We start from the raw sequence: 22,427 nt of genomic DNA, 5'->3' as shown, positions 1-22,427 counted from the left end.
ACGCCGACGAGGTCCGTGCCCCTCGGGATGTCTCATCCTTTTCCCGGACCACCCGGCCCCTTGGCATCGTTGGGCTTCGGGGCAGCCTTGGCCGGCTTCGGCGGCTTCGCCTTCGGCGCGCCGCCGCCCGAGCCGCTGCGTACCGTCGTCTTCTTCGGCGGGGCCGGCGCGGTCGCCGCCTTGCTCGGCGGGGCGGTGGACGGCGTGCTGCCGGCCACCCCGGAGACGCGTACCCCGCAGGTGGAGTCGCCCACCCGGAACTCCACCGGTAGCGGGTTCGCGCCGCTGTACGTGCCGGCGAGGGTGAGCTTCTCGGCCGCGCCGGGCGCCAGGGTGGTGCGCTGGGCCGCCGGCCGGATCAGCACCGTGCTCCCCTGCTGCTGCACAGCCGTCGGCTCCGCCTTCGTCACCGTCTGCTGACCGGGGAAGGTGAAGCTCATCGTCCAGTCCCGCAGTTCCTGCTCACCGCTGTTGGTCAGGGTCAGTTCGGCGGCGAATTCCTTGCCGGAGTCGGTGCGCAGCGCGTACGCCACCTCGCAGGGCGCCGCCTTCGGCAGGCTCATCCGGGCCTCGGTGGTCGGCCGGTCGTCGCCGCTGGCTGGGCTGCGCGAGGTGAAACCCCACATCGCGCCGGTGACCGCGATCAGGCCGACGGCGGCCACCCCGGCCTCCACCCGCCGGCGGCGTCGGTGCTCCCGACGGGTCCGGTTACGGGTACGCGACAACGGCAACGCGTCGGTCGCCGCGGACCACGGCAGGATCGTGGTGCCCGCGCTGGCCAGTGCCGCGGGGTCCACCGGGCCGGCGGCCGGCGAGACCGGCACCGCCGCCAGCATCCCGGCCGCCTCGGCGAGGGTCCGAGCCAGTTCGGCCGTCGCCGGACGGTCGGCGGGCTGCTTGGCCAGGCAGCGCCGCACCAGGTCGGTCACCTCGCCCGGCAGGCCGGGCACCGGGGGCATCGGGTCCGGGTCGTTGTACATGTGCGCCCGCAGCATCTGCGTGGTCGTGCTGGCCTGCCACGGCAGCCGGCCGGTGAGCATCCGGTAGAGCAGCAGCCCGACGGCGTACACGTCGGTGGCCGGGGAGACCTGGCCGTTGTCCAGCCGCTCCGGGGCGAGGTACGCGGGTGTGCCGAGCAGCGCGCCGTCCGGCCCCTTCTCGCTCTCCCCCACCAGCGCGGAGATACCGAAGTCGACGACCTTGACGCCGGTCGAGGTGAGCATCACGTTGCCCGGGGTGACGTCGCGGTGCACCACACCGCGGGCGTGCGCGGTGGCCAGCGCGGAGCTGACCTCGGCGGCGATCGTCACCGCCTCCCGCCACGGCAGGCGGCCCTCCCGGCCGAGCCGGTTGGCGAGCGAGGCGCCGTCGACCAGCTCCATCACCACGTACGGCACGGTCAGGCCGACCTGCTCGGACTCGCCGTAGTCGTACACGTTGGTGATGTTGGGGTGGCAGAGCCGCGCGGCGGCCTGCGCCTCCACCCGGATCCGGTGCCGGAAGGCCCGGTCGCTGGCCAGCCGGGACGCCAGCACCTTCACCGCGACCTGGCGACCGAGCACCTCGTCGTAGCCTCGCCAGACCACCGACATACCGCCCGCGCCGAGCTGCTCGACGAGCCGGTACCGCTCATCGAGGAGTTGCGCGCCGTTCCGGTCCCCACCACCCATGGTGGCCGTTGTTGCCCGCGATGAGCCGACCTACACCTTGAGGATCGAAATCGGTCAGGGATGTCACCCGATCAGGCGGTCGCTGCCAAGAGTTGATCCACCGGGGCGTAGTCGTCGGTCAGCACCAGCGCCGAACCGATGAAGTCGGTGAGTTCCGTGCCGGACAGCAGGCTGACCTTCGGGTCGACCTCTCCCAGCCGGGCGCGGATGGCGTCCAGCGGCAGCGGAGCGTCGGAGCCGACGATGAGGAGGTTGGCGCCCTGCTTCTCGGCGAGCGCCTCCGGTGGGGCGATCACCGCGACGTACGTGAACTCGGCGGCCACGGTGGCCAGCTCGGCGCGGATGAACTGCAGCGGCGGGTAGTCGATGACGTTCTGCACGTACACCCCGCCGGGGCGGGTCACCCGCCGGATCTCGGCGGCCATCTCCCGGGTGGACAGGTGCCACGGCACCACCAGGTGGCCGAACGCGTCGCCGACGACCAGGTCGCGGCTGTCCGCCGGCTCGCCGGCGACCAGCATCCGGGCGTCACCCACCACCACCCGCAGGTCCGGTCCGGTGCGTACGCCCAGCTCCTGCTCGCCCAGCTCGACCAGCCCGCCGTCGATCTCGAAGACGACGTTGTCGGTGCCCGGCCGGGTGGCGGTCAGGTAGCGCGGCACGGTGAAACCGCCGCCGCCCAGGTGCAGGGCGTCCAACCGCTGCCCGGCCGGAGCCGCGACGTCGGCGATCGCGCCGATCCACTTGGTGTACGCGTACTCCAGGTGCTTCGGGTCGGCCAGGTCCACGTACGAGTGCTGGGCCGAGTTGAGCAGCAGCATCCGGCCGCTGGGCCGGCCGGGGTCGGTGGTCACCCGGGCGCAGTGGTACGCGGTCTCGATGTCGCAGGGGTTCGGGGCGATGGTGGTCAGTCCCGCGCCGATCAGGCCGAGCACGGCCAGCGCGGCCCGGGTCCGGGCCGGACCGGGCAGGTCGGTGCGCGCCTGCCGCCGCAGATAGACCCCGAGGCCGATGCCGGCCAGCCCGAGGGCCACCGCCAACGCCAGCAGGATCACCGTGCTGGGCAGGGCGGCGACCAGCACGAAGCCGGTGAGCAGGGTCGCGGTGATGCCGCCCAGGGTGCCGATCCCGGACAGCCGGCCGACGACCTGACCGGTACGCCGCAGGTCGGCGAGTTGCAGCTTCACCACCAGCGGGGTGACCGCGGCGAGCAGCGCGGCCGGCACGAACACGGCCAGGGCGACGAGCAGCAGGATGGCGCTGACCGCACTGCCACGCAGCACCTCGCCGGCGTACCGGACGACGGGCAGGGTGATCGCGGTGGCGATGCCGGCCAGCACCAGCGCCGGCGCCAGCAGACCACGCGGGTCACGCCGGTCGGCCAGCCAGCCGCCGGACCAGGCGCCGTAGGCAATCGCGGCCAGTGCGATGCCGATCACCGAGCTGGTCACCTGGAGGGTCACCCCGACGTACGGGCCGACCAGGCGCAGGGCGACGGTCTCCAGCACCAGCACGGCCCCGCTGGAGAAGAAGACCAGGAACGCGGCGAGACCGTTGGGCAGCGCCCGGCCGGTCACCGGCACGGGTGCGGCCGCGGAGGTGGGCGGTGCCGCTACGTCGGATGGTGGGGTGCTCATCGTCGCGATGGTACGCAGTGCAGCTGGCGCTTCGGGTCAGTACACCGAGAGATGAACGTGGTTCGTGTGGCTGGCGGCCGGACTGCCGCTGCCGCTGTACGCGCGCCAGCCGGTGCCGGGGTGCCAGATCTGCCGATACCAGATCACGTAGAGCACACCCAGCCGGTCGGCGTTGCGCACGTGCCAGGCGGCCAGGCTGTCGCCGTACGCCTTGTCGCCGCCGGTCGCGTTGCGGTCCTCGAAGCCGTTCGTGGCGGCCGCGAAGTCGCAGGCACGTCCCTTCGGGTGCTCACCACCACCACCCGAACGTTGGCAGGAGACGTGCCGCTTGTAGCCGGCCGCCTGGGTCTGCTTGAGGGCGTTGAGCGTGCGGGGGGTGATGCAGCCGGACGTCGTCGGGTCCTTCACCGAGCAGGACTCCGACGGCCACGACCCGTCCGGGTTGCGTGGCGCCGGCTTGGCCGAGGCGGAGCTGCCGCCGCTGAAACCGCTGCTGCTGCCGGAGCTGACCTCGGCGAGGGCCGCCTCGGCCTCCTTCTTCTTCTTCGCCATCACGGCGAGCTGCTTCTGCTGCTCACGCACCTCGGCGTCGATGGCGATCTTGGCCTGCTGCGCCTGCTGCTGGGCGTCGACGAGATCGCGCAGCCGCTTGCTGTCCCGCTGGGCCATCAGGTCGAGGTCGGCGGCGCGTTGCAGGAACGCCTGCGGCGTGGCGGTGTTGAGCAGCATCGACGCCGGCGTGAGCCGACCGGCCCGGTACGACTGCGCGGCCACCTCACCGACCTGGGCGGTCAGCCCGACCAACCGGCCCTCGACCGTCTTCAACTCGCCGATCAGCGCCGTCTGCCGACGCTTGGAGTTGTCGAGTCTGGCCTTGGCCTCGATGTGGCCCTTGGCGGTCAACTCCAACGCGTCCTGGAGCTTCTTCGTGCCACCCTCGTCGGGCTCCGCGTACGCGGGAACGGCTCCACCGACGAGCACCAGCGCGACGGCGGCGAGCACGGCGAGCAGAGCGCGGCGAGCGCGCCGCTGGCTGGGCCTGGTCCTGGGCACGAAAGCGTCCTTCCGTCGACCGCCGGCCTGCTGGCGGAGACCGCCGGTCACGATACCGGAACGCCCGCCGGTGACCAGCCCTGTGACCGTCCTGCCGCCCGGGTGTCGACGCAGCGTGCCACCACGATCGCGCGGTGCGCGGATCAGGAGCTGAGGAGGGCCTCGTGCACCTCGGCCCAGACCTGTTCGTTGGCCGCGACGAGCAGACCACGACCCTCGTCGGCGGGGTGGTAGTCGACGCCGTCGAAGCGGCGGGCCACACCACCGGCGGCACGCACGAGCAGCGCGCCCGGGGCGTGATCCCACGGCAGGGTGCGCCAGAAGATGGTGAACTGCTGCTCACCGGTGAGGATGTCCAGGTACTCCCGGCCGGCGCAGTGCTGGCCGGGCAGCAGCTCGCCGAGTCGCCGGCCGCCGGCGCGGACCCGGTCGCGGGTCTCCGGGGGCAGGAACCGGGTCATCGCCGCGCCGCGCAGTTCGCCCGGCGGCGGCACCCCGGCGCCGCCGTCCACCGGTTGGCCGTTAAGCAGGGCCCCGTCATCGGCCCAACCCGAGGCCAGGGTCTCGGCCAGCGGGTCGAGGATCCAGCCGGCGGTCGGCCGACCGTCGGTCAGCAGCGCCACCATCAGGGCGAACGGGCGGCGGCCGGCAGCGAAGTTGGCGGTGCCGTCGACCGGGTCGACCAGCCAGACGTCCCCGCCGTCGCGCAGGTGCCGCAGCAGCTCGGGATTGTCGGCGACGCCCTCCTCGCCGACCACCATCGAGCCGGGGCGCAGACGACGCAGCCTCGCGGAGATCAGCTCCTCGGCCCGGCGGTCGGCGACGGTGACCACCTCGCCCGGGGCCTTCTCCGACACGTCGGCGTCGTCGAGCTTGCGGAACAGCGGCAGCACGACCTGCTCGGCGGCCTCCCAGAGGAGATCGCCGACGTCGTCGAGCAGGGTGTCAGCCACGCGGCGGCAGCTTGACCACGCTGACGAAGAACTCGTCGATCTGGCGGACCACCGAGATGAAGCGCTCGAAGTCCACCGGCTTGGTCACGTAGGCGTTGGCGTGCAGCTGGTAGCTGCGCAGGATGTCCTCGTCGGCCTGGGACGTGGTGAGCACCACCACGGGGATGCGGCGCAGATCCTCGTCCTTCTTGATCTCCTCCAGCACCTCCCGGCCGTCGCGGCGGGGCAGGTTGAGGTCGAGCAGGATCAGGTCGGGTGCCACCGCGTCGGCGTACGGGCCCTCCCGCCGCAGGTAGGCGAGCGCCTCGGCGCCGTCGGACACGACGGTCAGCCGGTTGCGGAGCTTGTGCTCCTCGAACGCCTCCTGGGTCATCAACACGTCACCCGGATCGTCCTCCACGAGCAGGACCTCGATCGGGCTCTTGCCGTCCGCTGGCGCGGTCATCCCACCGTCTCCCTCATGTCACCCGTTCTACCGCTTTCCGGGGCTCCGTCGGCCCGGTCCCGCCGGTCCGGGTCGGTGGACTGCTCCGGCGCCTCGGTCGAGACCGGCGCGTCGCCCGTCGCGGGAGGCTGCGGCTGCTCCGGCGAGTCGACGGCGGCGGCCGCGGCGGCAGCCGCCTCGACGTCCTCGGGGAGCGCCGGCAGAGTGAACCGGATCGCGGTGCCCTCCGCCACGTCGGTGTCCACCCAGACCCGGCCACCGTGGTATTCCACGATCTTCTTGACGATGGCCAACCCGATGCCGGTGCCCGGGTACGCGTCCTTCGAGTGCAGCCGCTGGAAGATCACGAAGATCTTGTCAGCGAACTCCGGTTCGATCCCGATGCCGTTGTCCTGGCAGGTGATCTCCCACTCGGTGCCGACCAGCCGGGCCGACACGTGCACCTTCGGCGGCACGTCCGCACGGCGGAACTTGATCGAGTTGCTGACCAGGTTCGCCAGCAGGTTCGTGAGCAGCGGCTCCTCGCCGCGGATCACCGGCATCTCGGTCCAGGTCAGCTCCGCGTCGGCGTACTGCCGGGCGGCCTCGGTCTGGCCGGCCACGTCACCCAGCACCTTGTTCAGGTCGACCTCGGTGAAACCGGTGGTGAGGCGGCCGATGCGGGAGAACGCGAGCAGGTCGTTGATCAGGCGCTGCATCCGCTGCGCGCCGTCGACGGCGAACGCGATGTACTGGTCGGCCCGCTCGTCGAGCTGCCCGGCGTAGCGACGCTGGAGCAGCTGGCAGAAGCTGGCCACCTTGCGCAGCGGCTCCTGGAGGTCGTGCGAGGCCACGTACGCGAACTGCTCCAGGTCACGGTTGGACCGGGTCAACTCCTCGGCCTGCTTCTGCAGCTGGCTGTTGACCCACTCGATGCGTTCCCGGGCCTCCCGGACCTCGGCCAGGTCGGAGGCGATCTTCTGGCGCATCGCGTCCACGTCGTCGCCGAGCCGGATGAACTCGGGTGGGCCGACGGTCGCGATGCGGTGCTGGTAGTCGCCCTCGGCGACCTCGCGGACCTGGGTGGCCAGCCCGGTCAGCGGCCGGATCACCATCCGGTCCAGCGAGAGCAGCAGCACCGCGCCGGCCACGACCACCACCAGGGCGGCGACGATCAACAGGACGACCAGGATGTTGCTGCTGCTGCGGACCGCGGCGGCGGCCTTCTCCCGGGCGACCAGGATCTCCTGCTGGAGGTCCCCCACCGCGGAGCGGACCTGGTCGAACTGCTGCCGGGCCTGGTCGGTGACCAGCGCCTGACCCGCCCTGGTGCCGCTGCGCTCGGTGATAGCGATCACCGGCTCGGCCACCGACTGCCGCCACTGGCCGGCACGTTCCTCGACGATCCGCAGCTCCTGGCCGATCTGCGGATAGTCGTCGAGCAGCGCCCGCATCGCGCCGACGACGTTCTGTTCCTGCGCGAGCCCCTCCCGGTACGGACGCAGGTCGGCCGGCTTACCGCTGACCGCGTACCCGCGAACCGCCGTCTCCTGGTCGAGCAGCGCGTTGAGCAGCTCCTGCGACTGCACCCGCAGCGGGCCCGTCTGGTTGAGGATGGCGTCGATCTGGGTGCGGTTGCGGGCGGCCATCGCCGCCTCCGCGGTGGCCAGACCGATCAGCAGCACACCCACGACGGTGAGCAGGGTGATCACCCGGCGGCGCAGACTCCAGCCGCCGACCACCGGCTTCACCGGCCACCACCCCGGCTGACCAGCAGCATGGCCACATCATCGGCGAGCGGACCGCCGTTGATCTGCTCGGCCCGGCCGACCAGCCACGCCGGCAGCTCGGGCAGCGACACCTCGCGGTTGGCCGGCTCGTCGAGCAGTCCGCTCAGACCCGGCACGTCGAGGCGCTCGTTGCCGTCGCCGACCCGCCCCTCGATCAGGCCGTCGGTGTACATCAGCAGGGACCAGTCATCGGTGTCGAACTCCAGGTCGTAGGCGATCGGCCGGCGGGGTCGTACGCCCAGCAGGAGGCCGCCGGGCGCGGGTACCGGGGCGACCTGGCCGCCGGAGAGCAGCAGCGGCGGCGGATGCCCGGCGAGTCGGACGGTGGCCCGGTTCGCGTCCAGGTCCAGGCGGGTGGTGGCCACCGTCGCGAAGATCTCCTGGAGTCGGCGCTCGCTCATCAGCACCTGCTCCAGCGCGGGCAGCACCTCGTCGTCCGGCACGCCGGCGAGCACCAGCGCCCGCCAGGCCACCCGCAGTTCGACGCCGAGCGCCGCCTCGTCCACCCCGTGCCCGCAGACGTCCCCGACGATCAGGTACAGACGGTCCGGGCGGGTCTGCACCACGTCGAAGAAGTCGCCGCCGATCAGCGCGGCGTGCCGGCCCGGCCGGTAGAAGGTGTGCACCGCCACCTGGTCGGTCGTCATCAGCGGCTGGGGCAGCAGACCGCGTTCGAGGCGGGCCGACTCGGCCTGGCGCAGCTCGACCTCGCGCAGCCGGCGGGCGTTCTCGTCGGCCCGCTTGCGCTCCACCGCGTAGCGCAGCGCCCGGGTCAGCAGCACCCCGTCCACCTGGCCCTTGACCAGGTAGTCCTGTGCGCCCTCGGCGACCGCCACGATGCCCAGGTGCTCGTCGGTCCGGCCGGTCAGCACGCAGACGGCCGCGCCGCTGGACATCTCCAGCACCTGACGCAGCCCGTCCAGCCCCTGCGCGTCGGGCAGGCCAAGATCGAGCAGGACGCAGTCGACGCCGGTGATCCGCTGCCGCGCCTCACTGAGGCTGGTGGCGACCAGCAGTTCGATCATCGAGTTGGTCTCGGCGAGCAGCTCACCGACCAGGAAGGCGTCGCCCTCGTCGTCCTCCACCAGCAGCACCCGCAACCGCTCGCCCGGCGGCAGGTTCGCGTGCCGCGCCAGGCCGCCGTGCGGGTACGGCACGACGGCAGAACCGGCCAGGCCGGCTCCCCGGTGCGGCCGGGTCACCGCCGCGAGACGCGGGAGTTCGCTGGTGATGTCGGGCTCCTTCCGAGTGCCCCGCTGATCCTGTATTAGACAACGGTCGCACACAACACGGTGACCGAGGCGCGGGCGGGGATGGGGCGCGTCACTGCCCGCCGACGAACATACGGGGCGATCGGTGGCCGACCGGCCATCCCGCCCGGGGTCGCCGGACGGCAGGATGGTGCCACCCCAGGCCCCACCACCCCCGAGGACTCCCCGTGGGCGCACCCCCCACCCAGGCCGCGACGGGCAGGCCCGCCCGCACATCGAGCAGCGCCTGCGCGGGCTTGGCCTGGAGACCGAGGTGCAGGACACCGTGGCGCCGGAGGCCGGTCAGCTCAGCGGGGCGGCCGGCGGGGCGACGCTGGCCCGGGTCCGCAACGTGGTGGCCCGGCTGCCCGGCACCGACTCGACGGGCCGGGTGTTCCTGGTCGCCCACTACGACTCGGTGCAGACCGGGCCGGGCGGCAACGACGACGCGGCCGGCACCTCCGCGATCCTGGAGGTGGCGCGGGCGCTGACGGTCGGCCCCCGGCCGCGCAACGACATCGTCTTCGTGCTGACCGACGCCGAGGAGGCGTGTCTGTGCGGAGCGTCCGCGTTCGCCGCGAGCCATCCGCTGGCCGCCGACGGCGGGGTGGTGCTCAACCTGGAGGCCCGCGGCTCCACCGGCCCGGTGATCATGTTCGAGACGTCGGTGAACAACGCGAAGCTGGTGGACGTCTTCGGCCGGGCCGCCCCGCATCCGGTCGGCACCTCGTTCGCGGTGGAGATCTACCGGGCGCTGCCGAACGACACCGACTTCACCGCGTTCCTGGACCAGAAGTTCGTCGGGTTGAACTCGGCGTACATCGACGGCGGCGCGATCTACCACACTCCGCTGGACACCCCCGAGGCGATGGACCGGGGCAGCCTCCAGCAGCACGGGGACAACGCGCTGGGCCTCGCCCGGGAGTTCGGCCGCACCGACCTGACCGACCTGCGCTCCGGGCACGACGCCACCTACTTCCCCGTCCCCGGTCTGCTGGTCCGCTACCCGGGCTGGCTCACCCTGCCGCTGGCCCTGCTCGCCGTGGGCGCGGTGGCCGCGCTGGCGTGGCTGACCCGCCGCAGTGGCCGGGCCGGCGCCGGCCGGCTGGCCGCCGGCTTCGCGCTGGCCCTGGTGCCGATCCTGGCCGCGCCGGTCGCCGCCCAGCTGCTCTGGCTGGCGATCACCACGATCCGACCGGGGTACGCGGAGCTGCTCGACCCGTACCGGCCGATCTGGTACCGGCTGGCCGTGTTGGCGCTCGCCGCCGCCATCGTGTTCACCTGGTCGCGGTGGCGGTGTGCGCGGTGCTGGCCGGGGCGTGCACCTTCACCGCCGTACACGATTGGGTGCGTGACCTCGAGCGCCCGGCGTGGCGCACGCTCGGCTTCACCGACACGGTCCCGGCGGCGACGACGCTGTGGCGGCTGCTGATCCGCGTCGACGCGGGCGTGTTGCAGCAGGTGTTGACGCGGTGGCTACGCGCGCGCAGCACCCCGCTGCAGGTCATGGGCCGGCGGTGGCGGCTGGTCATCGCCATCGACGGCAAAGTCCTGCGTGGTGCCCGCACTTGCGACGGCCGGCAGGTGCACCTGCTCGCTGCGTACGACACCCGGACCGGGATCGTGCTCGGCCAGGTCCAGATCGAGGCGAAGCCCAACGAAATCCCCGCGTTCGCCCCGCTCCTGGACCAGGTCGTCGACCAGCTCGGGTCGCTGCGCGGCGTGGTGATCGTCGCGGACGCTCTACACGCGCAGACCGGGCACGCCCGCGCCGTCGCCGCCCGGGGCGGGGACCTCATGGTCGCGGCGAAGGCTAACCAGCCGAGGCTGTACGCGCAGCTCAGAGCGTTGCCGTGGCACCAGGTCCCGGCCGGTGACCAGCAGCGCGAGGTTGGGCACGGCCGCAGGGAAACCCGCACCGTCAAAGCGTTGACCGTGCGCACCGATGGTGGCCTCGCGTTCCCGCACGCGCAGCAAGCGGCGCGGATCACCAGGACCCGCACAATCAAGGGCAAGACCAGCAGCAAGACCGCCCACTACACCATGAGCCTGCCCGCCAGCCTGGCCCAGCCGGTCGACCTGGGCGCGTTCGCCCACAACGAGTGGCTCATCGAGAACGCCCTCCACCACGTCCGAGACGTAACGTTCCGCGAGGACGCCCACCACGCGAGGACCGGCAACGGACCCGCCGTGTTCGCTACCCCGCGTAACACCGCGATCGGCTACCACCGCCTCAACGGCGCAACCAACATCGCCCGCGCCACCAGAACCGCCAACCGCCGATCAACCCAACTCATCGACGCAGTCACGTAAAGTCACCGATCGTACGCAATGGCCCTGGGGTGTCAGCGCAGGCAGGGATCGCCCTCAGCCGCTTGCCGTCCAGAAGATGGCGACGGCAGGCACCTTCGTTACGACGGGACCTGCACTGCTGTTACGACGGTCCCTGCGTTCCGCAAGATCATGCTTCTCTAGGGGCTGCCGTACTAGACACGACCCAGGGGTATTGCGTAGTCCGTTTGCGCAGGTCAGCTCCAGTGCAGCCCTCCGTCGTGGCCGTCCCGATCCATCGGCCTACGGAGCTACGGGCCTTCGGTCGAACCACTTCAGCTTCGTTGCCCGGCCAAGCCGCGCCAAGCCGACCACCTACACCGGACGGTTGACCGCGAGTTCCCGCAGGTCAGCCGGCACTCAAGCGACTACGCAATAGCCCTGGCTGCCTTCCCGGCGGGGTCCTGGCAGGGCGATTGCGTAGTCGGCTGACGGGCCGCTGACCAGGGATTTCGAGACGAGTTCGGCCTCTGTGGAGGTGCAAGGAGCGGGTGAGGCCGCATCGGTGATCATGGAGTTGCGACGCTTCACGACTCCGAGGAAGACCCCACCCGCTGATGGCAGCATCTCTCATCCCCGCACGTGCCGTAGCCGCATCCACCTCCATCGCCGAGGCGGCACCAGTCACCGACGGTGAACACGGCGGTCTACTACACGCGCTCGCCGCTGTTCCTGATCCACGCGACCCACGAGGCGTGCGGTATCCGCTGACCGGGCTGCTGGCGGTGGCGGTCTGCGCCGTCATGGCCGGGGCGTCGTCGTTCGCCGCGATCACGGACTGGCTGCACGACCTGGACGAACAGGCCCAGCGTCGGCTCGGGTTCCCCGCAGGGGTGCCGGTCGGCAGCACTGTCTGGCGGCTGCTGACACGCCTGGACGACGCGCTGCTCGGCACCGTCCTGGCCCGCTAGCTGCGTACCCGGACTCCCGTCGAGGTGATCACGCCGGGGCGGTATCGCACGGTGATCGCCATCGACGGCAAGACGCTGCGCGGCGCCCGCATCGGCGACGGCCGCCAGGTGCACCTGCTTTCCGCGCTGAACACCGGGACCGGCGTTGTCCTCGCCCAGGTCACCGTGGACGCCAAGAGTGAGCCATTTTCATCGTGACGGTGCAGGTCACGGGCGGTTCGGGAGGCCGATGTCCATGAAGGACGAGGCTCCCGGTAAGACAGCAGTCGACCAAGATCAGATGCCCCAACCGGGAGCCTCGCTGTGCTGTCTTACCCTGCCGCGATTCCGTTGTCCACCCGCAGCCTGAACCACCTCGCCGCCCTCATCCGAACCCGCCGCCAGCAGCGACGGTCCCGGTGGCGACGCCCCGACCCCGGCCGGCAAGCCCTGCTCGCCCTGGCCCACCTGCGCAACGGCGACACCCTGACCCGCCTGGCCGCCGGATTCGAGATTGGCATCACGACGGCCTGGCGTTATGTCCGCGAGGCCATCGACCTGCTCGCCGCGACCGCCGACAACCTGGCCACGGCCATGACCAGGATCCGGCTGCTCGCCTACGCAATCCTCGACGGCACCCTGATCCCGATCGACCGGTCGCCGACCAGAAGCCGTACTACTCCGGGAAGCACAAACGCCACGGCGTGAACGTGCAGGTCATCGCCGACGCGGCCGGGCGTCTCGTCTGGGCATCGGCCGCGCTGCCCGGCTCGACGCACGACCTGACCGCCGCCCGCACCCACGGCATCATCGACGCCCTGACCAGCGCCCACGTGATGACCTTCGCGGACAAGGGCTACCAAGGCGCCCACGGCAGCGTGCGCACCCCGTTCAAGCGGCACCGCTTCCGACCGAAGCTGTCACACCGGCACAAGACGGTCAACCGGGCCCACGCGAAGATCCGCGCCCGAGGCGAACGCGCGATCGCCACACTCAAGACCTGGAAAATCCTGGTCAAGCTGCGCCGCTGCCCACGCCGAGCAACCGCGATCGTGCAGGCCATCCTCGTCCTGCACCACGTCGAAGCCGACCGCAACGCAGGATGAAAATGGCTCAGTAATGAGATCCCGGCGTTCGCGCCGCTGCTCGACGCCGTCGAACAGGTGCTCGGCTCCCTGGCCGGGGTGCTGTTCACCGCCGATGCCCTGCACACCCAGACCGGTCACGCCAACGAGGTCACCGCCCGCCGAGCGCACCTGCTCGTGCAGGTGAAGGCCAACCAGCCGACCCTGTTCAAGCAGCTCAAACGACTGCCCTGGGCGCAGATCCCGGTCGGTGACCGCACCCGCGACCGCGGTCACGGCCGCCGCGAGACCCGCACCGTCAAAGCCGTCACCGTCGCCACGCCCGGCGGCATCGCCTTCCCGCACGCCCAGCAGGCCGTGCGGATCACCCGAACCCGCACCGTCGCCGGCAAAACCAGCCGCGAGACCGCCTACCTGACCGTGTCGCTACCCGCCGGCCAAGCCCTACCCCGCGACCTGCAAACCTGGATCCGCCGCCACTGGCACATCGAGAACTGCCTCCATCACGTACGCGACGTGACGTTCCGTGAAGACCTCCACCAAGCCCGGACAGGCACCGGACCCGCCGTCATCGCAACCCTGCGTAACACCGCGATCGGCTGGCACCGCACCACCGGCGCGACCAACATCGCCCGAGCCACCCGCCAAGCCAACCGCTGCTCACACCACCTAATCACCGCCGTGACCAGCAGCTACCCGACAACGCAATGACCCTGGGTCGGACACCCCCCAACTGACTACGCGATAGCCCTGTTCGAATGACAGGCCCGATCGAGGTTGAACCGGCGGCCCCCGCGCATCCGTTGTGTAGTAGGAAGACTTCGAAATCTGACTGCAAAGGCGGCTAACTAGGAATGGAAAGAGATGAGAGCAGGACCCATGAAAGAGATGAGAGCAAGCGCCATGTTTTGCGATGGGCCGCTGCGAATCAGAGTGGCCACGATGTGAGTATTACGGAGTATGCAGCGACATACTCTATTCCCAATTCGACACTGGGTAGATGGATATCCGACGGGATCAGTGGTGTTACGTTCACGGCTGACCAGCAGGCGCTCATAGACACGGCAAGGAGGCATGCGTCCGATCAGTATGAGCTCTCCGACCGCAAGAACCATGCCTTGAGGTGGGCGCATGCGAATCAAAATGGCGCCGTCATGGGGTATACCGACTATGCGCGGCGGTACAAGTTACACCCCGACACCCTGAGTGGCTGGGTTTCTGGAGGGAGCGGGGTTACGTTCACGCCTCAAGAGCAGGAGCTCGTAAACAAGGCAAAGCGGTATTGGGCCCTTAGTCAATACACGGTCAGCGAACGCAAGAACCATGCCTTGGCGTGGGCGGCTGCGAATCAGAGCGGCCTCGTCATGAGTTATTCCGACTATGAGCGGCAGAATAATCTGGGCCACGGGACCCTGATTCGCTGGGTTTCTGGAGGGAGCGGGGTTACGTTCACGCCTCAAGAGCAGGAGCTCATAGACAAGGCAAGGTATTGGGCCCATAGGCAATTCACGGTCAGCGAACGCAAGAGCCATGCCTTGGCGTGGGCGGCTGCGAATCAGAGCGGCCCCGTCATGAGTTATTCCGAATACGCAGAGCAACACAATGTGGACTATTCGTCTCTGATTCGCTGGGTTTCTGGAGGGAACGGGGTTACGTTCACGCCTGAAGAGCAGGAGCTCATAAACAAGGCAAAGCAGCGACAAGTTTCGGCGTCGACCATGAATGAAACTGCCCTGGCAGCGGCTGGTGCCAGCAAAAGATATGCGTGGCTGCGTGCTTCCACCAGCGCCACCTCTGCTTCCACCAGCAACACATCGCCGACGTTGCCGATGCACGCCGGCTACGAGCAGGTCAGCCGCGTCGTCGCCGCCCCCGCCGGCGGGCCGTCAGCCTCACAGGCCGGACCGAGCGTAAATCGCCTGAATGTGAGGCGCGCCGCGGCACTCGACAGCCAAGCCCAGCAAGCACCGCGCGTACCCCCTCCCTATCTGGTGCCACCCCCTCTCGCGGCATCAGGCTCGCCCGCGACTCGGGCAGCAACCGCGCCTTCGCCTGCCGCGCCTGCTGCTCCCTCGCCTGTCGCATCACCGGGCGTCATCCCGGGATCGCACCCCGGCTCACCGGCGCCGGCGCCGGCGCCCGTCCCGACGCCGTCGCGGACCTGGGGCGCAGCCCCCCGCCCCGTGCTAAGGACGCAAACACTCGCACAGTGGGTTGCCAAGAACGCGCCTGCGTACGTGGATCGAGAAATGTACCACCGTCCCGCCCTCCCAGCCGATGACTACCAGACCCGCCAGGCCTCCGCGAGGTCGACCGAGGAAGGCGTCTACTCGCCGGAACATCCTGGGGTTGGCGCCGCCGCACACTTCAGCCCCACGCGCGCGCCGGTCGCTTCCGCACCGCTGTCTGGCCCTTCGACCTCGGCTGCCTACGGGGCGTCGGGGTATCCGTCCTCCAGCCAGTATGGTTCTGCACCGCCTAGCGCTGCACCGGCGATGAACTGGGGTGGTCAGCAGGCCGCGAGCCTTCGTTCTGCCACTCCTTATTATCCTTCCATCTCCCGGAGCGGGACGGGAGGTGGATATTCTGCGGCTCAACAGCAGCAGTATGGGTATGGGCAAGGAGCAGGATCGGGGCCAGGGGCAGGGCCCCGAGCTGTGTGAGCGTGCGACCCGGCTGACGGTCGAGGCCCGCCGGGACCGGCGTCTCCGGTCAGCCCGATCCGCCGGATCGCGGGCCAACTCGGGGTTCATCCCGAGACGTTGCGCACGTGGGTGAAGAAGGCCGAGACCGGCGCCGGCCGGGCACCACCAGCAGCGACGCCGAACGCCTCCGCGTTATCGGGGGAACCTCAGTGTCCATCCCGGCCCTGCCAGCCGTGCCGGCCGGGCCGGGATGGACGGTGCGCCGAGTCGAGCAGCACGGGCGCTCGCCGCTCCCGGTGAAGCGGCCGGACCCTGTGGTTGACTGTCGGGTGGAGGACAGAAGGGGGCAGGCGTGCAGCTACCGGCAGTGCTCGGTGAGCCGATCCGGTTCGTGCTGAACTGGGGGCGCCGCTACTCACTCTGGGTGTTCAACTTTGGCCTGGCCTGCTGCGCGATCGAGTTCATCGCGACCAGCATGGGTCGGCACGACTTCATCCGGCTCGGCGTGATCCCGTTCGCCCACGGCCCCCGGCAGGCCGACCTCATGGTCGTCTCCGGCACGGTCACCGACAAGATGGCCCCGGCCATCAAGCGGCTGTACGACCAGATGCCCGAGCCGAAGTACGTCATCTCGTTCGGCGCCTGCTCCAACTGCGGCGGCCCCTACTGGGATTCGTACTCGGTGACCAAGGGCGTCGACCAGCTCATCCCGGTCGACGTGTACGTGCCCGGCTGCCCGCCCCGACCGGAGGCGCTGCTGCACGGCATCCTGCGCCTGCAGGAGAAGATCGCCGCCGAGCAGTCCGGCATCGGCGGCGTGCCGCAGCGGGATCTGCTCGCCGCGCCGCTGGACGCCCCGCCCCGCGAAGCCGCCGCCGCGCGCTCCGTCGACTCGCTCACCGCCCCGCCGGTACGCCCACCCGCCGCCGGTTGACACCGGGGTGGCCGGGCCGGGCTAGCCTGCGCTTCATGAGCAGCTCAGTGGACCAGCGGTCCGCCCACATCATCGACGTGCTCACCGAGGAGTTCGGCGCATCGATGGCCATACCGGCTGACCACCGGCCCGGCCCGGGGCAACGCCTTCACCCAGTTACGAGACATCCCTTACTTGGACCCTGACCTCACTGATCCCATCCCCACCCCCCAGGGCGATTGCGTAGTCGGCTGACGGGCCGCTGACCAGGGATTTCGAGACGAGTTCGGCCTCTGTGGAGGCGCAAGGAGCGGGTGAGGCCGCATCGGTGATCATGGAGTTGCGCCGCTTCACGACTCCGAGGAAGACCCCACCCGCTGATGGCATCATCTCTCATCCCCGCACGTGCCGTAGCCGCATCCACCTCCATCGCCGAGGCGGCACCAGTCACCGACGGTGAACACGGCGGTCTACTACACGCGCTCGCCGCTGTTCCTGATCCACGCGACCCACGAGGCGTGCGGTATCCGCTGACCGGGCTGCTGGCGGTGGCGGTCTGCGCCGTCATGGCCGGGGCGTCGTCGTTCGCCGCGATCACGGACTGGCTGCACGACCTGGACGAACAGGCCCAGCGTCGGCTCGGGTTCCCCGCAGGGGTGCCGGTCGGCAGCACTGTCTGGCGGCTGCTGACACGCCTGGACGACGCGCTGCTCGGCACCGTCCTGGCCCGCTGGCTGCGTACCCGGACTCCCGTCGGGGTGATCACGCCGGGGCGGTGTCGCACGGTGATCGCCATCGACGGCAAGACGCTGCGCGGCGCCCGCATCGGCGACGGCCGCCAGGTGCACCTGCTTTCCGCGCTGAACACCGGGACCGGCGTTGTCCTCGCCCAGGTCACCGTGGACGCCAAGAGTAATGAGATCCCGGCGTTCGCGCCGCTGCTCGACGCCGTCGAACAGGTGCTCGGCTCCCTGGCCGGGGTGCTGTTCACCGCCGATGCCCTGCACACCCAGACCGGTCACGCCAACGAGGTCACCGCCCGCCGAGCGCACCTGCTCGTGCAGGTGAAGGCCAACCAGCCGACCCTGTTCAAGCAGCTCAAACGACTGCCCTGGGCGCAGATCCCGGTCGGTGACCGCACCCGCGACCGCGGTCACGGCCGCCGCGAGACCCACACCGTCAAAGCCGTCACCGTCGCCACGCCCGGCGGCATCGCCTTCCCGCACGCCCAGCAGGCCGTGCGGATCACCCGAACCCGCACCGTCGCCGGCAAAACCAGCCGCGAGACCGCCTACCTGACCGTGTCGCTACCCGCCGGCCAAGCCCTACCCCGCGACCTGCAAACCTGGATCCGCCGCCACTGGCACATCGAGAACTGCCTCCATCACGTACGCGACGTGACGTTCCGTGAAGACCTCCACCAAGCCCGGACAGGCACCGGACCCGCCGTCATCGCAACCCTGCGTAACACCGCGATCGGCTGGCACCGCACCACCGGCGCGACCAACATCGCCCGAGCCACCCGCCAAGCCAACCGCTGCTCACACGACCTAATCACCGCCGTGACCAGCAGCTACCCGACAACGCAATGACCCTGGGGGTCCTGGTTGCATGAACCAGCAGTACGCTCTCCCCGTTACTTGGTAAAGACCCTTCAGGGCTGCCCTTTAAGGATGCGATGATGAGCGCACCAACCCCGACCTCCGACGCAGAGATAACGGCAAGTGAACCGGCCAACCAGCAATGGTTGCGCGAATTTATGTTATACCGAAATTATCGGGAGGCACGATACGAAAACAACATGCGGGAAAACTTCGTTACCTTCAAGGGTACCAGAAATACGCTCTTTGGAGACGCCAACGTTCCGCTGGTCGGTCTCGTCCCGCTTGCAAGTGATGATACTCCCACCCGAATCGTTTACCGAGCCCAGGAAGATTGGCACAACTCTGTTGATATTCGATCGACACACGGCAACTTTACCGAATATCTCGGATGGAGAATCGGCCGAGCCTTGGGGCAGGTCTCCGGCCCTTCACTTCCGCCGCCTGTCAGACTATCTCAATCTCCCACAACGGTGGCGTGGCCAGATGTGCAAACACCGAACCGGGCAGTACGGATGGCGGCCAGACTTCGAAGCCTTGGTTCTTCCAGTGCTCAGGCGTCGTCTTCCATGCGTCCTTCCGCTCGCCCGTGGTCGTCGCTGGGCCGCTCGTCCGGCCCGCAGCCATAGGGCTGGGAAAGCGGAGCTACAAGGGATATGTTGGTTGGCCGGTTGCCGGGCTCGGCGTTGGGTAGCCAGAGGTGACTGAGCCATTCCGCGCAACGGTCCGGTTGCTGCCTGTAGTGGAGAAGGTGTCCGGAAGGTCCACGGGCGTTTCAAGATCATCTTGCGGTGGATAGTGGTCACCACGTCGGCGTGTCGAATGGGGACGAAGCTCCGTTAGGACGCGGTCTTCTCACGGATCTGGTCGCCACCCGGAGCTTCGTCATGGCGCAGTGACGTGATCTCAACAAGAATCCGGTAGGTATCGGTATTCGTAGGGGGTGAGGTGGACAGCGGCGCGGACGATGTCGCCGAGGCTCCGTGGGCTCGCGGTGCTGTGGCGTAGCGTGCGCCAGCGGCCGATCAGGATCGCGAAGCCGCGTTCTCCGAGGCACCGCATTGATCGAAGGGCGGCGTTGTAGGTGCGGTTGTCGACCGCGAGGCGACGGCCGTCAGCGGGTTGCTTGTACGGAATGTGGATGCCCTGGCCAGCGCCTTCGTAGCCAGAGCCGGCCAGGGTCGGCAGTTCCAGGGCTGATGCGGCCCAGTAGAGGGCGCCGGTGACGTCCAACTGCTGGGCGCAGGTGAGATCGTGCAGGTGCCCCGGCATGGCGTCCGAGGTCCAGATCGGTAGCCCATCCGGGCGCATGACCGCCTGGATGTTCGCGCCGAAGTCGCGATGTTTCCCGGAGTACCAGGCGTCTATCATCTCGCCTTTCACGCTCGTGGTCGTCTCGGCGAGCCGGACGGTGTCGAACAGCTTCCCGTCGAGGATCACGTGCGACCAGCCGTCGGCGGCGACCCGGGCGAGGGCGTCGTGCAGGGTGGGAGTCTGCGCCGCCAGGACCTGCACGGCCTCGGCGACGTACCGGTACGCGGTGGCCCTGGACACCCCGAACCCGGCCCCGGGGGTGGTCTTGTCCTCACCCTTGCGGAACCACACCAATACCAGAAGCGCCTGGTAGAAGCACGTCAACACCCTGGCACGGCGGCGAGTGCCCACCGCCCGACGCTCAGCGCGAAGCAGACGCGCCACGTGTCGCACGAGTTCCCTGGGGACGTCCAGCCCGGCAGAATAGGTGATCACGTGGAGCCCTCTCGGAGACCAATTCCGTCGCAAGAACCTGTCTACCGATGGCTCCACGTCCTTATCCCGCGCTGTCCGCTATGGACGCTATGCCCGTGTCATCCCGAACCACGCTCAACTCCTTGCTGAGATCACCTCAATCCCGGGGATCTCGACCCGACCCGTCCGGTCCTGCACATCACTCGGCAGATCAAACTCGTTCGCGGCTCGCTGATCGTCGCGCCGCCAAAGGGCGGCAAGTCCCGCGAGGTTCCGTTACCGGACTCGGTAGCCCGCAGGCTGAGACAACACGCCAAGGACTGCCTACCCCTGGCGGTCACCCTGCCGTGGGAAACGCTGACCGGCAAACCACGAACCGTCGAGCTGTACCTAACGACGCCTGCCGGCCTGGCGCTGTCCCGCTCGATGTTCAACTCCGGCGTCTGGAAGCCGGCGATCCGGGCGACTGGCGTTTCCGATGACCGACACAACGGGATGCACGCGTCGGCACACCTATGCATCGGTCCTCCTGGACGCCGGGGAGAGCATCAAGGCCCTGTCGGCCTACCTGGGCCACGCGGACCCGGGCTTCACCCTCCGGACCTACACCCTCCGGACCTACACCCATTTACTGCCGGCCAGCGAGGATCGCACCCGCCGGGCCATCGACAAGGCACTCGGTGAGGACCAGGGCGGCGATGTTGCTCCGCAAGCCCTTGACGGCCTGGACACGGCATGATCATGGTTTGTCGGGCCTGACAGCGGACTGCTATGCAGGTCAGAGGCCATGCCGCTTCTACTTCCAGCGGAAGTGGACGAAGAGGCGGCCGAAGTTCTTCGAGTCCTTCTCCACGCGGTGGTAGAGCTGCTTGACGTCCTTCTGGTCGAGGAACCGCAGCACCCGCTTCTTGAGCTGCCCCGACCCCTTGCCGGGGATGATCTCGACGAGGGTGGCCTTCTTCGCCACCGCCTCATCCATGATCCCGCGCAGCGCGCGGTCGATGTCCTGCCCCTTGTTGAAGATCTCGTGCAGGTCCAGCTTGAGCTTCATGCCGCAGCCCCCGGCCGGTCAGGTCCCATGTCCGCCATCCTAGGCACGCCCGGCGGCCCGCCTGCCGAACGACGAAGGGGCGGCCCCGAAGGACCGCCCCTGCTCGTCACCGGATGCGCGTCAGCGCGTGCCGCCCACTCGGGCTTCAACCCGCTCCAGCGCCGCCCGGTAGTCGTCGTTGGCCGCGTACATGGCGGCGGCGATCCGCAGGTGCCTCAGCGCGTCGGAGTGCCGGTTCAGCCGCTCCAGCGTCCGACCGAGCACGTGGTGCGCGTAGTGGTCGCTCGGGTCGCGGTCGACCAGCTCCCGCAGATGCTCCTCGGCCCGGTTGAGCTGGGCCGACTGGAAGTACGCTCGGGCCAGCAGCTGCCGGACCGCCGCGTTGCCGGGTTCGGCGTCCACGATCGGCTCCAGCAGTCGGGCCGCTCCGCTCGGGTCACCGGTCTCGAAGAACATGGTCGCCCGCCGGTAGTCCGCCAGAAGATCCATCTGCCCACCTCCTCGGGTCGCACCGTCACCTGTTCCGACGCTGGCACAACAATGGGCGTTTGGCGACTGTTCCCGGGGTCGGGATCGGGTCGCGATCGGGTCAGGTTCGGGCGTCCCGGCGGCCGGCGGCCAGCTCCCAGGCACGGACACCGCCGACGATTCCGGCCGTGTTGGGCACCACCACCACGTCGTCGCCCATCCGGGCCAGTTGCTCCGGCCGGATCAGCCGCGAGTTGCCCCCGCCCAGGTAGAGCCGGTCCCAGCGGAACACCGGGCGGAGACCGTCCACCACCTGCCGGATGCGTCGGGACCAGAAGGCGTCGCCGAGCCGGCGGCGCTCCGGCTCACCCACGTACGTGTCGTAGGTGGTGCCCCAGCGCACCGGCGCGTGCGACAGCTCCAGGTGCGGTGCGAGCACCCCGCCGTCGAAGAGCGCGCTGCCCAGCCCGGTCCCCAGGGTCAGCACCAGCTCGCAGCCGGTGCCGGCGACGACACCCGCCCCGTGCACCTCGGCGTCGTTGAGCACCAGCGCCGGCACCCCGAACGCGTCGGCCAACGCTCCCCGCGCGTCCCATCCGGACCACTCGGCGAGCAGCTCCGGGTCGACCCGGCTGCGGGGGCCGCTGCGGGTCACGTAGTGCGGGGTGGCCACTACCACGCCGTGCCGGATCATCCCGGGTACGCCGACCGTCAGCCGGTCCGCCGTCGGCAGGCGGCCGCCCAGATCCCGCAGGGTCCGGACGAACAGCGCGGGCGGCAGGGGGTACGGGGTGGGCACCCGTAGCGGCCGGGCCCGCATCGTGCCAGCCTCGTCGAGCACCGACGCCTTGATGCCGCCGCCACCGCAGTCGATCGCCAGTGTGGTCACCACGCCGTTGAGTCTGCCCGCTGCCGTCGGCTCGTATGCGGGCAGCCGG

General features: G+C 69.7%; 18 protein-coding genes and 2 pseudogenes. 9 read left to right on the top strand and 11 right to left on the bottom strand.

The annotated features are described in order from the left end of the window. Positions 1 to 32 precede the first annotated feature (32 nt). From O7620_RS28690 to O7620_RS28660, 7 genes are all read right to left on the bottom strand, one after another. Positions 33 to 1,670 carry a serine/threonine-protein kinase gene (locus O7620_RS28690; protein WP_278126245.1) on the bottom strand — a complete coding sequence of 546 codons (1,638 nt, stop codon included), beginning with the start codon at positions 1,668 to 1,670 and terminating at the stop codon, positions 33 to 35. Between the two features lie 71 nt (positions 1,671 to 1,741). After that, positions 1,742 to 3,307: a fused MFS/spermidine synthase gene (locus O7620_RS28685; protein WP_278126243.1), complete on the bottom strand. Its 1,566-nt coding sequence runs from the start codon at positions 3,305 to 3,307 to the stop codon at positions 1,742 to 1,744. Between the two features lie 36 nt (positions 3,308 to 3,343). Beyond that, positions 3,344 to 4,360, bottom strand: a complete 1,017-nt coding sequence (locus tag O7620_RS28680) for a hypothetical protein (protein WP_278126241.1) — start codon at positions 4,358 to 4,360, stop codon at positions 3,344 to 3,346. 143 nt (positions 4,361 to 4,503) lie between these two features. Continuing rightward, positions 4,504 to 5,313, bottom strand: a complete 810-nt coding sequence (locus O7620_RS28675) for an inositol monophosphatase family protein (RefSeq protein ID WP_278126239.1) — start codon at positions 5,311 to 5,313, stop codon at positions 4,504 to 4,506. Continuing rightward, the gene (locus O7620_RS28670; RefSeq protein ID WP_278126238.1) at positions 5,306 to 5,758 is read right to left on the bottom strand and encodes a response regulator; all 453 of its coding nucleotides are present in this window, start codon (positions 5,756 to 5,758) and stop codon (positions 5,306 to 5,308) included. The genes O7620_RS28675 and O7620_RS28670 overlap by 8 nt, the downstream gene beginning before the upstream one ends. After that, a complete protein-coding gene (locus O7620_RS28665; RefSeq protein ID WP_278126237.1) occupies positions 5,755 to 7,488 on the bottom strand; it encodes a sensor histidine kinase in 1,734 nt (577 codons plus the stop codon). Before O7620_RS28665 ends, O7620_RS28670 begins: the two co-directional genes overlap by 4 nt. Beyond that, complete coding sequence (locus O7620_RS28660; RefSeq protein ID WP_278126235.1) at positions 7,485 to 8,729, bottom strand: fused response regulator/phosphatase; 1,245 nt, start codon at positions 8,727 to 8,729, stop codon at positions 7,485 to 7,487. The genes O7620_RS28665 and O7620_RS28660 overlap by 4 nt, the downstream gene beginning before the upstream one ends. Before the next feature lie 295 nt (positions 8,730 to 9,024). Between O7620_RS28660 and O7620_RS28655 the strand changes: the two are divergent. The 8 genes and pseudogenes from O7620_RS28655 to O7620_RS28620 all read left to right on the top strand — a co-directional run. Continuing rightward, a pseudogene (locus tag O7620_RS28655) lies at positions 9,025 to 10,056 on the top strand (M28 family peptidase); the annotation flags it as partial. 11 nt (positions 10,057 to 10,067) lie between these two features. Continuing rightward, positions 10,068 to 11,090, top strand: coding sequence for an ISAs1 family transposase (locus O7620_RS28650; RefSeq protein WP_278126233.1), 1,023 nt, complete (start codon positions 10,068 to 10,070; stop codon positions 11,088 to 11,090). Between the two features lie 713 nt (positions 11,091 to 11,803). Continuing rightward, positions 11,804 to 12,019, top strand: a complete 216-nt coding sequence (locus tag O7620_RS28645; protein ID WP_278126231.1) for a transposase family protein — start codon at positions 11,804 to 11,806, stop codon at positions 12,017 to 12,019. 51 nt (positions 12,020 to 12,070) lie between these two features. After that, positions 12,071 to 12,217, top strand: a complete 147-nt coding sequence (locus O7620_RS28640; protein WP_278126229.1) for a hypothetical protein — start codon at positions 12,071 to 12,073, stop codon at positions 12,215 to 12,217. Between the two features lie 105 nt (positions 12,218 to 12,322). Beyond that, positions 12,323 to 13,104 (top strand): annotated as a pseudogene (locus O7620_RS28635) (transposase family protein). A gap of 57 nt (positions 13,105 to 13,161) precedes the next feature. Beyond that, positions 13,162 to 13,794, top strand: a complete 633-nt coding sequence (locus O7620_RS28630) for an ISAs1 family transposase (RefSeq protein WP_278126227.1) — start codon at positions 13,162 to 13,164, stop codon at positions 13,792 to 13,794. A 2,286-nt stretch (positions 13,795 to 16,080) separates the two neighbouring features. Next, on the top strand, positions 16,081 to 16,662 hold the full coding sequence (locus tag O7620_RS28625; RefSeq protein ID WP_151493145.1) for an NADH-quinone oxidoreductase subunit B: 582 nt from the start codon (positions 16,081 to 16,083) through the stop codon (positions 16,660 to 16,662). A gap of 407 nt (positions 16,663 to 17,069) precedes the next feature. After that, positions 17,070 to 18,233 (top strand): ISAs1 family transposase, encoded by a 1,164-nt coding sequence (locus O7620_RS28620; RefSeq protein ID WP_278127191.1) that lies wholly within the window; start codon positions 17,070 to 17,072, stop codon positions 18,231 to 18,233. Positions 18,234 to 19,148: 915 nt separating this feature from the next. On the opposite strand, the gene O7620_RS28615 is transcribed toward O7620_RS28620, so the two are convergent. Continuing rightward, positions 19,149 to 19,907, bottom strand: coding sequence for a transposase family protein (locus O7620_RS28615; protein WP_278126225.1), 759 nt, complete (start codon positions 19,905 to 19,907; stop codon positions 19,149 to 19,151). Positions 19,908 to 20,448: 541 nt separating this feature from the next. Between O7620_RS28615 and O7620_RS28610 the strand changes: the two genes are divergently transcribed. Beyond that, positions 20,449 to 20,709 carry a hypothetical protein gene (locus tag O7620_RS28610; protein WP_278126223.1) on the top strand — a complete coding sequence of 87 codons (261 nt, stop codon included), beginning with the start codon at positions 20,449 to 20,451 and terminating at the stop codon, positions 20,707 to 20,709. A gap of 57 nt (positions 20,710 to 20,766) precedes the next feature. Here O7620_RS28610 and O7620_RS28605 read toward each other — a convergent pair whose 3' ends face one another. From O7620_RS28605 to O7620_RS28595, 3 genes are all read right to left on the bottom strand, one after another. Next, positions 20,767 to 21,021: a Smr/MutS family protein gene (locus O7620_RS28605; RefSeq protein ID WP_007465523.1), complete on the bottom strand. Its 255-nt coding sequence runs from the start codon at positions 21,019 to 21,021 to the stop codon at positions 20,767 to 20,769. A gap of 120 nt (positions 21,022 to 21,141) precedes the next feature. Next, on the bottom strand, positions 21,142 to 21,510 hold the full coding sequence (locus tag O7620_RS28600) for a tetratricopeptide repeat protein (RefSeq protein WP_278126219.1): 369 nt from the start codon (positions 21,508 to 21,510) through the stop codon (positions 21,142 to 21,144). A gap of 100 nt (positions 21,511 to 21,610) precedes the next feature. Further along, a complete protein-coding gene (locus O7620_RS28595) occupies positions 21,611 to 22,381 on the bottom strand; it encodes an ROK family protein (RefSeq protein WP_151492196.1) in 771 nt (256 codons plus the stop codon). Positions 22,382 to 22,427: the final 46 nt, after the last annotated feature.

The sequence above is a fragment of the Micromonospora sp. WMMD710 genome, from assembly GCF_029626045.1.
Classification (GTDB): domain Bacteria; phylum Actinomycetota; class Actinomycetes; order Mycobacteriales; family Micromonosporaceae; genus Micromonospora.
Note: the sequence above shows the minus strand (reverse complement) of the source record. Positions and strands in the feature narration are given on the sequence as shown.